This window comes from Streptomyces finlayi, from assembly GCF_014216315.1.
GTDB classification, from domain to species: Bacteria; Actinomycetota; Actinomycetes; order Streptomycetales; family Streptomycetaceae; genus Streptomyces; species Streptomyces finlayi_A.
Genome location: NZ_CP045702.1, coordinates 6,904,655 through 6,917,668 on the forward strand (window position 1 = coordinate 6,904,655; position 13,014 = coordinate 6,917,668).

Annotated in this window: 11 protein-coding genes and 1 pseudogene; 3 read left to right on the forward strand and 9 right to left on the reverse strand. The window is 72.3% G+C overall.

What is annotated here, in order from left to right; genetic code table 11:
* The first annotated feature begins 157 nt into the window (after window positions 1-157).
* Complete coding sequence (locus F0344_RS31670) at window positions 158-955, forward strand: sigma-70 family RNA polymerase sigma factor (protein ID WP_258050183.1); 798 nt, start codon at window positions 158-160, stop codon at window positions 953-955.
* Here F0344_RS31670 and F0344_RS31675 read toward each other — a convergent pair.
* The 8 genes and pseudogenes from F0344_RS31675 to F0344_RS31710 all read right to left on the reverse strand — a co-directional run bounded on the left by F0344_RS31675 (window position 861) and on the right by F0344_RS31710 (window position 9,311).
* Entirely contained in the window at window positions 861-1,979 is a 1,119-nt protein-coding gene (locus F0344_RS31675; RefSeq protein ID WP_185302034.1) for a pyridoxal-phosphate dependent enzyme, read from the reverse strand. The genes F0344_RS31670 and F0344_RS31675 overlap by 95 nt on opposite strands.
* Window positions 1,976-2,670 (reverse strand): annotated as a pseudogene (locus F0344_RS31680) (class I SAM-dependent methyltransferase). The gene F0344_RS31675 and the pseudogene F0344_RS31680 overlap by 4 nt, the downstream one beginning before the upstream one ends.
* A 145-nt stretch (window positions 2,671-2,815) precedes the next feature.
* A complete protein-coding gene (locus tag F0344_RS31685) occupies window positions 2,816-4,759 on the reverse strand; it encodes an ABC transporter permease (RefSeq protein WP_185302035.1) in 1,944 nt (647 codons plus the stop codon).
* Between the two features lie 72 nt (window positions 4,760-4,831).
* Window positions 4,832-5,605: a molybdate ABC transporter substrate-binding protein gene (gene modA / locus F0344_RS31690; protein ID WP_185302036.1), complete on the reverse strand. Its 774-nt coding sequence runs from the start codon at window positions 5,603-5,605 to the stop codon at window positions 4,832-4,834.
* Between the two features lie 80 nt (window positions 5,606-5,685).
* Entirely contained in the window at window positions 5,686-6,081 is a 396-nt protein-coding gene (locus F0344_RS31695; RefSeq protein ID WP_185302037.1) for a TOBE domain-containing protein, read from the reverse strand.
* A gap of 127 nt (window positions 6,082-6,208) precedes the next feature.
* Complete coding sequence (locus F0344_RS31700; RefSeq protein ID WP_185302038.1) at window positions 6,209-7,477, reverse strand: FAD-binding protein; 1,269 nt, start codon at window positions 7,475-7,477, stop codon at window positions 6,209-6,211.
* 47 nt (window positions 7,478-7,524) lie between these two features.
* Window positions 7,525-8,400: an undecaprenyl-diphosphate phosphatase gene (locus F0344_RS31705; RefSeq protein WP_185302039.1), complete on the reverse strand. Its 876-nt coding sequence runs from the start codon at window positions 8,398-8,400 to the stop codon at window positions 7,525-7,527.
* A 200-nt stretch (window positions 8,401-8,600) separates the two neighbouring features.
* On the reverse strand, window positions 8,601-9,311 hold the full coding sequence (locus F0344_RS31710) for a TVP38/TMEM64 family protein (RefSeq protein ID WP_185302040.1): 711 nt from the start codon (window positions 9,309-9,311) through the stop codon (window positions 8,601-8,603).
* An 80-nt stretch (window positions 9,312-9,391) separates the two neighbouring features.
* Between F0344_RS31710 and F0344_RS31715 the strand changes: the two genes are divergently transcribed.
* A complete protein-coding gene (locus F0344_RS31715; protein WP_185302041.1) occupies window positions 9,392-10,558 on the forward strand; it encodes a hypothetical protein in 1,167 nt (388 codons plus the stop codon).
* A gap of 273 nt (window positions 10,559-10,831) precedes the next feature.
* Window positions 10,832-11,677, forward strand: a complete 846-nt coding sequence (locus F0344_RS31720; RefSeq protein ID WP_185302042.1) for a spermidine synthase — start codon at window positions 10,832-10,834, stop codon at window positions 11,675-11,677.
* Here F0344_RS31720 and F0344_RS31725 read toward each other — a convergent pair.
* The gene (locus F0344_RS31725; RefSeq protein ID WP_258050185.1) at window positions 11,639-12,970 is read right to left on the reverse strand and encodes an MFS transporter; all 1,332 of its coding nucleotides are present in this window, start codon (window positions 12,968-12,970) and stop codon (window positions 11,639-11,641) included. The two genes, F0344_RS31720 and F0344_RS31725, sit on opposite strands and share 39 nt — an antisense overlap.
* Window positions 12,971-13,014: the final 44 nt, after the last annotated feature.

Here is a 13,014-nt window from a genome sequence, read left to right on the forward strand (position 1 = left end):
CGGCTTCCGGGACGTGCGCGCGGTTCGCGTGCGCGCGCCCGTGACCGTCATACCGGTTCCGGCCTTCCCCTGACGCACGGTCAGGTGCGGGCGAGCCGGTCACGAGGAGCCGTGTGGGCGCGCCGCGGCTCCGCGAAGACGCGAAGGACGTGTTGTGATGACCCCTGCCCCGACGCCTTTTCCCGCCTCGGTGCGTTCCCCCGTCCGGAGGGTTCCCGCCCAGCAGCGGGACGTACAGATCACCGGCTGGGCGCTGGCCGCCGGCTGCGGAGACCGTGAGGCGGCCGAGCACTTCGTCCGGGCGACGTACGACGACGTACGCCGTTTCGTCACCTACCTCGGTGCCGAAGGGACGGGCGCCGATGACCTGGCTCAGGAGACGTATCTGCGGGCCATGACCGGGCTGGCCGGTTTCGCGGGACGGTCCTGTGCCCGCACCTGGCTGCTGGCCATCGCCCGGCGCGTCGTCATCGACGGCTACCGCGCGGCCGCCGTCCGGCCGCGGATCGCGGACACCGCCGACTGGCAGACCGCGGCGGAGCGTGCCCAGTCCCGTCATACGCCGGGCTTCGACGAGGCCGTGGCGCTGTTCGACGCCCTGCGGGCCATGGACTCCGCACGGAGCCAGGCCTTCGTGCTCACCCAGTTGCTGGGGATGTCCTACGAGGAGACGGCGAACACGGCGGGCTGCCCGATCGGCACGGTGCGTTCCCGTGTGGCGCGCGCGAGGAGGGACCTCGCGGCGGTCTGGCCGTACACCGACCGGTCCCCGGTGAGGAGACACAGCCGGTGCCCGGTCTCCGCGGCCGCCGAGACCATGCGGCCGAGGCCGAACGAGAGCGATTCGAGTGCGGCGAGCGTCATGACGTCAGCTCCACGGCGGATGCGGACGCGGCGGCGCCCTCGTCGGAACAGCGGGCCCCCGGCGGGGCGGCCCGCTTCGCCCACTCCATGACCGACCACGGAGGACGCAGTTCGGCGAGCGACCCGATGGGCAGCGGCCGGAGCGCCGCCATGTCCCGCGCCTCGGCGTGCCGGGAGAAGACCCGCTCCGCGTAACGGTGGCCGGTGTCCGCGCCGAGCACCAGGTGGAGGTGTCCGGGGTGCCTCGCGGCCTCCCACGACGCGACCAGATGCGCCCCACCGGCGGACAGCCCGGCGAACACCGCGTGCTGCCGCAGCAGGCCGACGGCTCCCGCCATCGCGTGCCGGAAGTCCAGCCAGTGCACGGTGTCGTACAGCTCGTGGCGGACGTTCCGGAAGGGGATGGAGCTGCCGATGCCCGCGATGATCGCCTCCGGGTCGTTGAACTGCTCGCTGCCGAACGTGACGCTGCCGAACGGCTGGACGCCCACCAGGCGCACCGTGCGCCCGGCCGCCCGCAGCGCCTGGGCGAGACCGCCGGTGGACGCCCCCGTGCCCACGGCGCCCACGACCGTCACCGGTCCCTCGGGCAGTGCCCCGGACAGGAGCTCGGCGCACTCCCGGTACCCCTCGTAGTGCACGGCGTCGTGGTACTGCCGCATCCAGTGGAAGTCCGGACGGCCGGCAAGGAGCCTGCGTACATGACGCACCCGGCGCTCCTGGTCGAGCAGCAGACTCTGCGAAGGGGGCATCTGGTCGACCGTGGCGCCCAGGATCTCCAACTGGGCACGCATCACGGAGTCGACCGTCGTGGACGCCACGATGTGGCACCGCAGGCCGTAGCGGTGACAGGCCATGGCCAGCGCGAGCGCGTAGATGCCGCTCGAACCGTCGATCAGGGTCTGTCCCGGCACGATCCGTCCCCGCCCCAGCAGCGAGCGGACGGCGCCGAGCGCGGCGTACACCTTCATCGTCTCGAAACGGGCGAGTACGACGTTGCCGTCCAGCCGGATCAGGTCGGGCGCCTTGACGGCGTCGGTGATGTGCTCATGGACGGCCTGGGCGATGGAACGCGCGTCAGTGGTGGGAGGACTCGCCTCCGCCCGGGGGTTCACCCACGCCGCCCACGGACGATCAGCCGCTCGGACCGGTGGCCGTAGTCCGATCCGTCGAAACCGCCGAAGCAGGCGACCTCCCTGAATCCGGCGGTCTCGAACAGCGCGTGCAGTTCGGCGGCACTGTAGAGCCAGGATGTCAGCGACGCCTTACGCGCCGAACTGCCGCGCACCAGCGTCCAGTCGGTCCGCAGCCGTCGCCAGCTGTCCATGACGGTGTCCCGCTGGACGACGTACGAGCCGTCCGGCAGGTCCACGGCCTGCGGGCGCCCGATCCAGCCCGCCAGGACCTCCTTGCCCATGACGTCCACCAGAAGCTGCCCACCCGGGGCGAGGCTCTCCCGGGCGTTGCGCAGCACCCGGAGATTGTCGTCGGGATCGTCGAAGTACCCGAAGGACGTGTACATGTTGAGTACGGCGTCGAACGCGCCCGGAGCCGTGTACGTCAGCATGTCGGCCCGCTCCAGCCGCACGTCGGCGCCGGCCTGGGCGCAGGCGCTCCGCGCCCGGTCCAGCATCGACGGGGAGAGGTCGACGCCCGTGACGACGTGACCGCGGCGGGCCAGAGGCACCAGGAAGAGTCCCGGGCCGCAGCACAGATCGAGCACGCGGCTGCCGTCGCGGTGCGCGCGGCGGAGAACATCGTGGGTGCGAAGTCGGACCAAAGGGAGTCGTCCTCGTACCAGTTCATGCCTGTCGGCCTCCTCCTGGGCCACGTGGGCCCCTGATACCGCCCGTATCACTGTGCTTCGCACCAGTAGTCGGTGGACTCCGGCGTCTGGTTCCCGGGCACGGGGGCGGAGGAGGGGCGAGCGACCGGGGGAACGGAGCGGAGGTCAGTGCGCGACGAGACGGACCTCGGTGGCCTTGACGCCGGCGTACACGGCGCTGCCCTCGTGGAGCCCCAGGCCGGCGGCCGTCACCGGGGTGATCTCCGCGACGAGTCCGGGCACCCCCTCGCAGTCGACGAGAATCCGCAGGCGGCCGCCGAGCGCGGTGATCTCACGGACGGTGCCCGGATAGACGTTGCGCGGGCTGCCCTCCGGACGGGTCCGGTGCAGGGACACCGCTTCGGGGGCGATGACGGCGAGGGCGTCCGTGCCGGGCGCCAGGGGTTCGGCGGCCACGAGATGCGCGCCGCCGCTCAGGGTGAGGCCGTCGGGGGTGGCGGTGCCCGTCCAGGCGTTGCTGCCCAGCATCCGGGCGACCCACGGCGAGCGCGGATGCCGGGTGACCTCGGCCGGCGGGGCGTCCTGGACCGGCAGGCCGTCCTCCAGCACGAGGACCCGGTCGGCCAGCGCGACCGCCTCGACCGGGTCGTGGGTGACGATCAGGCAGACCCCGGCGAATCCGTCGAGGTGGGCGCGCAGGGTGTGGCGGACCTGGGCGCGGGTGGTCTGGTCGAGCGCGGCGAGCGGTTCGTCGAGGAGCAGCAGACGGGGGCTGGCGGCCAGGCCCCGGGCCAGGGCCACCCGACCCGCCTGGCCGCCGGAGAGGTGGCCGGGGCGGCGGTGGGCGAGGTGACCCACCCCGAGGCGGTCGAGCCACCGCTGCGCCTCGCGCCGCGCCTCGGCGCGGGGCACGCCGTGGGCGCGCAGCCCGTACGCCGTGTTGGTGAGGGCGCTGAGGTGCGGGAAGAGCGCACCGTCCTGAGGCACCCAGGCGACGCCCCTGCGGTGCGCGGGCAGTCCGGTGACGTCGGTCCCGCCGAGGCGGAGTTCCGCGTGGGCCCTCGGGGTGAGGCCGAGCAGGGCGCGCAGGAGGGTGGTCTTGCCTGCCCCGTTCGGACCGACGACGGCGATGGTCGTGCCGGGTGGGGCGTCCAGCGTCAGCCGGGTGAAGCCGGTGACCACCGCGTGGAGCGGCCACCGCTGTCCGGGGAGCGCCTTTTCGGCGGGTACGGGTGCCTGCGGTTCCGCCACAGGCGGTGCGGAGGTGCCATCGGCCGGATTCCGGGTCTCGCGGACGCGGCCCCCCGCACCGCCGGTCCAGCGGCCCCGCAGAGCGACGAGGACGGCCATGGCGATGGCCAGCAGGAGCAGGGACACGGAGGTCGCGGCCTCGGGGGAGTCCTGGAGCAGCAGATAGACCTGGAGGGGCAGCGTCTGCGTGGTGCCGGGCAGATTTCCCGCGAAGGTGATCGTCGCGCCGAACTCGCCCAGCGCCCGCGCCCATGTGAGTGCCGCGCCCGCGGCGAGCCCGGGGGCGACCATCGGCAGGGTGACGGTCCAGAAGACCCGCAGGGGGGAGGCCCCGAGGGAGCCGGCGGTCTCCTCGTACCGGGGTCGCAGCCCGGCGAGTGCGCCTTCGAGGCTGATGACGAGGAACGGCATCGCGACGAACGTGGCGGCGAACACCGCACCGGAGGTGTGGAACGGCAGCGTGACGCCGAAGGTGTCCTCCAGCCACGGACCGAGCAGCCCGCGCCGCCCGAAGGCCAGCAGCAGGGCCACGCCCCCGACCGTGGGCGGCAGCACCATCGGCAACAGCACGAGCGAGCGGACCAGTGCCTTGCCGGGGAACTCCACACGCGCCAGCAGCCACGCCAGCGGCACACCGAGGACCAGGGACAGACCAAGCGCCCAGAACGACACCACCAGCGACAGCCGGAGTGCCTCGGTGACGCCCGGGCTCGACAGGTGACTGCCCAGGTCGCCCCAGGACGTACGCGCCAGGATTCCGATCAGGGGCATGAGCAGGAACGCGATCGCGAGCAGAGCGGGCACGGCCAGCGTCAGGGGAGTGCGGGCGCCGGCGGTGCGACGGCGAAGGCGGCTCATCGGCGGCTCCTGAACGAGGACGGGTCCAAGGGGACGTCCAGGGGACGGCCACGGACTGTCGTACGGCTACGGCTACGGCTTCTGGAATCCCGCGTCCTGAAGGATCTTCTGCGCCTCGGCTCCGCCGAGCCACCTCACGAACGCCGCAGCGGCCTTCGCGTTCTGAGAGTGCCGCAGGGTCGCCGCGGGGTAGGAGGCGACGACGTTCTGCGCGTCCGGGATGTCGACCGCGTCGACCCGGTCCGCTTCCGAGGCCGCGTCGGTCCGGTAGACGAGGCCGGCGTCCGCCTCGCCGAGCGCGACCTTGCTGAGGACCGCGCGGACGTCCGTCTCCTGCGAGACCGGCCTCACGGCCGGCTTCCGGGCGTCGAGGATCTGTTTGCTGTAGCGGCCCACGGGGACCTCCGGTGCGGCGAGGACCACCTTGAGCCCGCCTGCGGTCAGGTCGTCCAGGCCCTTGATGTTCTCCGGGTTGCCTTCGCCCGTGGCGATGACCAGCCGGTTCTTCGCGATCACGGTGGGGGTGCCGGTCTCGGACACCAGCCCGTCCATGGTCTTCGTGTCCGCGGTGACCAGTGCGTCCGCCGGAGCACCCTGTTCGACCTGGGCGGCGAGTTCCTGCGAGCCGGCGAAGGAGAACGTCACCTCCGTGCCCGGGTGCTCCTTCTCGTACGCCATGCCCGCCGTCGCGAACACATCGGTGAGGGAGGCCGCGGCAAGGACGGTCAGTTGCGTCTCCGGCGCGCCGGAGACGTCGCCCCCGCTCCCGCAGGCGGCGAGCGGTACGAGCAGGGCGGCGGTCAGCGCGGTCGCGGCGATACGGCGTCCGCTGAGCGTGGATGGCATGGGTGGTGACTCCTCGGAGCCGCGCCGGCCGCTGCCGGACGGCTGTCGGCGCTGGGTCAGGTGGCCGGGTGCGCGGCCGGTCAGGTGCGGTCGATGTGCACGCTGGTCGACTTCACACGGGCGGTGGCCCGCATCCCGACCGTCAGCCCGAGCTCCTCGACCGCCTCGCGGGTCAGGAGCGAGACGATGCGGTGCGGTCCGGCCTGGATGTCCACCTGGGCCGCGACGTCGCCGAGCCTGACCGCGGTGACGATGCCTGGGAAGGCGTTACGCGCCGAGGTGAAGGACGGGTCATCCTCCTCGTCCCCGGGCCGGCCGACCTCGATGGCGAGGGCCGCGAGGTCACGGCCCTCGATGAGCCGGCGCCCGGTCTCGTCCCGGTGTGTGGCCACCCGTCCGGCGTCGGCCCAGCGCCGTGCGGTGTCGGGGCTGACGCCGAGCAGCCGCGCTGCCTGACCGATGGTGTAGGACTGCATGTGCGTCAAGATATTCGAATTTATCTTGCATATGCAATGCACGGTGCCCATTTCTGGAGCACTTGCCGAAGTTGCTGGAGGAAGATCCAAGTCCACGGGGCCGGCCGGTGTCCCGGGCGCGGGGCCGTCAGGCGCCGTACAGCACGTCCCGCAGGAAGGCGTTGGTGAACGTCGCCGACGGGTCGAGCTCGCGGGCCAGCGCCTCGAAGTCCGCCATCCGCGGATACCGCTCACGGAGCCGGTCCGGGCGCACGGTGAACACCTTCCCCCAGTGCGGGCGCGGGGCGAACGGGGCGAGGCGCTCCTCAAGAAGGGCCAGCACGGGCAGTACGTCCGCCGTCTCTGGCGCCCAGGTGAAATGCAGCCCGACCGTGTCACGGCCGTGGGCGGGGCTCAGCCACTGGTCGTCCCCGGCCATCGTGCGCACCTCGCAGACCTGGAGCACGGGCGCGATCGCCTCCCGCAGCCCGTTCAGCACGGTCAGGGCCGCGACCGCGTCCGTGCGGGCCACCAGATACTCGGACTGCAGCTCCGCACCACTGCTCGGAGTGAACTCCGCGCGGAAGTGCGGCAGTCGCTCATGGGCGGGGCCGGCCACACCCAGTTGCGGGGTGCAGTTGAGCGCGGGCATGCCCGGCACGGGATGGAGCTGCTCCACGGCGGGTGCCGCCCACGGGAAACCGGGCCGCGGCTCGTCCGCACGGCACTTGAGCCACACCTGTCCGAAGGACGGGTCACGCCACCGCGTGAACAGGCTCACGCTGTACCCGGCCGACGTGATCGCGTCGAAGTGCGCCAGGGCGTCGGAGAGGGCGAGGTCCGTGTGCACGTACTGACGCAGGTCGAAGCCGGGCACCAGGTCGAGCGTCAGCGAGGTCACCGCGCCCAGCCCGCCCAGAGCGACCACGGCGCCGCCGAAGCGCTCACCGTCCTTGTCGCGGCTCAGCGTCAGCGGCTCACCGTCGGCGGTGACCAGTTCCACCTCCCGGACCGCCGTCGCCAGCGCCCCGTTCGCATCGCCCGAACCATGCGTCCCGGTGGCAACGGAACCGGCGACGGAAATGTGCGGCAGCGAGGCCATGTTGTGCAGCGCCAGCCCCCGCTCGTGCACCTGCCGCGCCAGCTCGGCGTACCGCACGCCGCCCGCCACGCGCACGGTGCGGGCCGCCGTGTCGACGTCGACGGCCGGCGGCAGCGAGGCCAGCGAAACGAGCACGTCGTCGCTGTCGGCGATCGCGTTGAACGAGTGCCCGCTGCCCAGCACGCGCACCCGCCGCGCGTCGGCGACGACGCGCCGCAGCTCGTCGAGCGTGGCCGGGCGCAGTACCTCGCGGGCGGTGAAGCCGATGTTCCCCGCCCAGTTGGTCACGGTCGTCCGCAGGTCGTCCGTCGTCATCACGTCTCTCCCCAGCCCTGGTTCCGCACAACGGTTGACGGGGCCGGCTATCCGGCCGACTCACCCGCGTGCGGGCTGAGCACACCGGCGCCGATCAGCACGAACAGCAGGATGCCGAGCAGCACGCGGTAGATGACGAACGGCATGAAGCTCTTGGTGGAAATGAATTTCATGAACCATGAGATCACGGCGTAACCGACCCCGAACGCGATGAGCGTCGCGAAGATCGTGGGTCCCCAGGACACATGACCGCCGTTGCCGGCCTCCCTCAGCTCGAAGACGCCCGAGGCCAGTACCGCGGGAATCGCGAGGAGGAACGAATAGCGGGCCGCCGCCTCACGGGTGTAGCCCATCAGCAGACCGCCGCTGATCGTCGCCCCGGAACGTGACACACCGGGAATCAGCGCCATCGCCTGGCAGAAACCGAAGATCAGGCCGTCCCTGACGCCCAGCTCCTTGAGCGACTTGCGCTCCCTGACCGCGCGGTGCCTGCCCCCGGCCTCGTCACGGGCGGCGAGGCGGTCCGCGATCCCGAGGACGATGCCCATGCCGATCAGGGTGGTCGCGATCAGCCGGAGATCACGGAACGGGCCCTCGATCTGGTCCTTGAACGTCACACCCAGCACACCGATGGGGATCGAGCCCACGATGACCAGCCAGCCCATCTTGGCGTCGTGGTCACTGCGCATCGAGGCGTTCGTCAGCGAACGGAACCAGGCCGAGACGATCCGGACGATGTCCTTGCGGAAGTAGATGAGGACCGCCGTCTCCGTGCCGATCTGGGTGATGGCGGTGAACGCCGCACCCGGGTCGTGCCAGCCCGCGAAAGCGGCGGTGAGCCGCAGGTGGGCGCTGGAGGAGATCGGCAGGAACTCGGTCAGTCCCTGAACGAGGCCCAGGACGAATGATTCGAACCAGCTCATGGGGCTAAGGCCATCCCGGAGGTGATCATGCATCGGCCGACGGACACGAAGGCCGTCGGCAGCGTGCGGATTGCGGTCATGGAGGGACGGGACGCCTGCGCCCCGGAGATCCTTTGTCGGTCGCGGGCAGCGTATCGCCTGCCGGTGAACGCGCTTCCTCCTGCCCCCTGCCGCCCACCCGGCGGCCAGGGGTCAGCTGATCACCCGGTGCCGATCCGGTGGCGTTTGCGCCAGGCGACGACGGCCGCGCCCGCACCCGACAGCACGATGAACCCCATCGCCGCCAGAAAAGCCGGGGACGTGGGGGAGGACGCCTCACTGCCCGCGACGACGTACGCGGCCGTGTTCGGGATGGAGCCGAGCCCGGTCGCCAGGAGGAACGGCGGGTACCCCATGCGCGAGGTCGCCGCGCAGTAGTTGGCGGCGGCGAACGGCACCCCGGGGAAGAGCCGCAGCGCCAGCACGGACCGGAAGCCGTGCCGGCTGAGCAGTCCGTCCGCGGCCTTCATCCACCGGCCGCGCAGCAGCGTACGCAGGGCGTCCTGCCCCAGCACCCGGCCCAGCGCGAAGGAGATCCCCGCCCCGAGCACGGTGCCCGCCAGGGCGGCGGCGAGACCCGCCTGCGCCCCGAAGAGCGCGCCCGCGGCCAGATTGAGAAGGGGACGCGGTACGAACGCCACGGTGCACAGGCCGTACGCCAGGCCGAACGTCATGGCCGCGGTGCCGCCCGTCAGCGCGGGCGGCCAGCCGGAGGCGAGCATCCGCTGCGGCTCGAACAGCAGCATGGTGGTCGCGGCGGCCAGCAGCATCGCCACGAGCAGCGACAACCGGGACCACGGGGAGAAGAGCGCCCTCGTACAGCGCGCTGCGAGACCGCCGGCGGGCCGGGCGGCGGGGACGGGGTCGAGCATCTGGGGAGAGTAGCCGAAAGGCATGTGTGATCGTCGTGAGACGTTGGTGACCTCGGTACCCCTCAGGCGTTGAGTACAATATGCCGAACTCAATCAACTCTGCCCCGGCCGCCGCCGTTTCGGTCGCCACCAAGGCGCGGCCGACCCGTCTGTTGACGCACCAGCAGGGGGAAGCCGCCCGGAAACTGCTGGCCTACGTCGCCTCACTGCCGCTGGACGGGCCCGACGCGCAGCTGCTCGCCATGGTCGTAGTCATTCGCGCCGCCCGTAGCGGAGTCGGCAATCTCACCGGCACCGACCTGCGCTCCCTGCGCCTGACCGACGCGGACCGTGCCGTCGCCGCGCTGACCGCCCTGGGATGGAAGCCGGCGAGTGACCTGCTGCTTGCGGATCCTCAGACGCCCGTGGCCATCGTCGTGCCGGCCTTTTCGGGTGAGGCGGGCCCCACACCGCTGCCCTTCGGCAAGGTGATGCGGTCCCGGGTGTCCGGCTGGAGCATGCGGACCATGGCCGCCAAGCCGCTCAGGAAGACGGACGCCGCCACACGGCTGGCCGCCCTGTTCCTGGCCGCGAACGGTTCGGCCGACGACTTCACCGGCCTGCCCGCCGAACTGCCCGGACCCTGCGTGGCCGCCCTGCCCGAGCTGCTCCGCAAGGGGTTCCTGGCGGAGCTGGAGAGCGACCGGTACCGGCTGCACGAAGCCGTGAGCCACCTCTGCGGGAAGCGCCCCGAGGCGTGTGCGGCCGCTGACGGCGACCCGGGTACGGAGAGCAGGGCGGCGCGGGCGAAGAAGCCGGTCACCCCTGAGATGTGGGAAGCGTGGAAGGACCAACGGAGTCCGGCGCTGCGACGGCACGCCGAAGCCGTTGAACACTGTTCCCTCTGCGCGCCGGCTCTCGCGCGGGTCGCGGAGGCGTTCGTACGCGAGCCCCTCGCCGTCCCCGTCCAGCGGAAGGTGCTGCTCGCGTACGAGGAATGGGAGGCCACCCAGCCCGACCGGGGGCCCCGCGCGGCCGAGTTCGCCGCCGCGTTCCGCGCGGAACACGGACACGGCCCCTCGGCCAAGCAGCTGTGCCTGGGACTGGGCTGGAAGAAGCGGGGCCGCGGGATGTGGCACCTCATCGTGCAGCGGCTCGTCGCCGACGGATGGCTGACCAACACCGCGCCGGTTCCCTGGACCCTGCGTCCGGGCAAGGCCGCTTCGGTTCCGGGACCGGCCGGGTCACCACGACCCCACGACCGGTGAGCTGACTCCTGGGCCGTCTCCCGGCTCGCTCCTGCCCGAAAACGATTCGACGCGACTCGGCCGCACCGCCCTGACCAGGGCATGTTCCGGTACGCCTTGCTCGCAGCGCAGTCCGCAGTCGCGGGCGCGCCGAAGGCTGCCGTACCCGCCGCGACGGAGCTCGTCGCCACGGGAACGGTCACCGGGCTGCTCTGACATGGCGGACCCGCCGCCGTGCCCCCACAGGGGCGGCGGCGGGTGGGTCGTGCTCCGTCCGGCCCGCACAATGGGGGAGTGAACGAGCCGATACCCGTCATCCGCGACGTCGACCACGGCACCGCCCGGCTTCTGCCCGACGTGGACCGCGACCGGGCCTGGCTGCTCACGGTCGACGGCGCCCCCCAGTCGTACGTGGACCTGGACGATCCGACGTACCTGGAGTTCGAGTACGTACGACGCCTCGCCCACGTCCTGGACTGCGCGGCCGCGCCCGGCGCCGCCCTCGACCTGATCCACCTCGGCGGCGGGGCCCTCACCCTGCCCCGCTACGCCGCGATCACCCGGCCCGGTTCGCGGCAGGACGTGGTGGAGGCGGACCGGGGGCTGCTGGCACTGGTCGCCGAGCACCTCCCGCTGCCGGCCGGGGCGGGGATCGGCGTGCACGGCACGGACGCCCGCGCCTGGCTCGAACAGGCACCACCGCAGTCGGCCGACGTCCTGATCGCCGATGTCTTCGGCGGCTCCCGGGTGCCCGCCCACCTCACGTCCGTGGAGTACGCGCGAGCCGCGGGACGGGCCCTGCGCGAGCACGGGATCTACGCGGCCAATCTGGCCGACGGCGCGGCCTTCGGGTTTCTCCGTTCCCAGCTGGCCACCTTCGCCGCGGTCTTCGAGGAACTCGTCCTGATCGCCGAACCCGCTGTGCTGCGCGGCCGGCGTTTCGGCAACGTGGTGCTCGTCGCCTCTCACAGTCCCGTCGACACCGGACCGCTGACCCGTCTCTGCGCGGGCGACGCGTTCCCGGCCCGGGTCGAGTACGGGGCGGGGCTGGCCCGGCTCATCGGCGGCGCGAAGCCGGTGCGGGACAGCGAGGCGGTCGCCTCACCCGAGCCCCCCACCGGTGCCTTCGGCATCGGCTGAGGCAGCCGCGGGCGGCCTCGCGGCCGGGAGCTTCGCGGTGTCGCCCGCGAGGGACCTGCCGCTCGTACGCCGCGTCAGATTGCGTACGTCCGGTACGAGCAGGACGAGTCCCGTCACCAGCACGACCAGCGCCGCACACCCCCACAGTGCCTGGCTGCGGCCGACGAGTCCTTCCACCGGACCGGCCACCGCGGTGGACAGGGGCACCATGGCGACGGAGCCGAACCAGTCGTAGGCCGACACCCGCGACAGCTTCTCCTCCGGGATCTCCTGGTGCATCGCCGTCATCCAGGAGACGCCGAACACCTCGATGGCGACGCCGCTGACGAACATCACCGCGGCCAGTCCGGACACCGGCAGCGGCACCGCGAGCGCCGCCGATGGCAGGGCCAGCGGGAACACGCAGAGGGTTCCGGCCAGCAGCAGCCGCCGGGGTTTCCACCGCATCATCAGCAACGCCCCGGCCACGGTCCCCACGCCGAAGGCGGCGAGTGCGAGCCCCCAGGGTGCCGCGCCGCCGAGCACGTCCCGCGCGACCAGCGGCCCGTACACCGACTCGGCGGCGGCGACGACCGCCACGACCACCGAGAACTGCGCCACGATCGCCCACAGCCACGGACGGCCGCTGAACTCCTCCCAGCCCTCGCGCAGATCGGACAGCAGCCCGCCGCCCGCGGCGCGTGCGGGAATGTGACTCACATCGAGAAAGGCCCGCAGCCCCCCTGCGAGGGCGAAGGCGGCGGCATCGACGGCGAGCACCCAGCCCGGGTCCATCGCCGCGATCATCGCCCCGCCCAGCGCCGCGCCGCCGATGGCCGCACCGTGCATCGACATCCGGAAGAGCGCGAAGGCCCGGCCGGCGTGCTCGGCGTCGACACTGGACATCAGCATGCCCTCGGCCGCCGGGCTGAAGAACGCCTGCCCCGTACCGCAGAGCGCGGTCAGCAGCATCATCTGCCACAGCTGGGGATCGCCGGTCAGGACCAGCCAGGCGAAGAGCGCCTGCGACACACAGTTCAGGGTGTTCGCGGCCACCATCACCCGGTGGCGGGGCAGCCGGTCGGCCACCGCACCGCCGATGAGCAGGAAGAGGACCAGCGGCGCGGTCCGCGCGGCGGCGACCAGCCCGACGTCGCCGCCGTCACCTCCCGACTCCAGAACCGCGAACGCCGCCGCGATCAGCGCGCCGTGGGTACCCAGGCTCGTGATGATCGCGGCGGCCGTCAGCAGACCGTAGTTGCGGCCGGCACCGACAGGGCGGGCGGCAGGGGCGGGGGGTTCGGAGACGGTCACCAGGGGACTATCGCCACTGGGGCCCCTCTCCGACAAATCGGTTG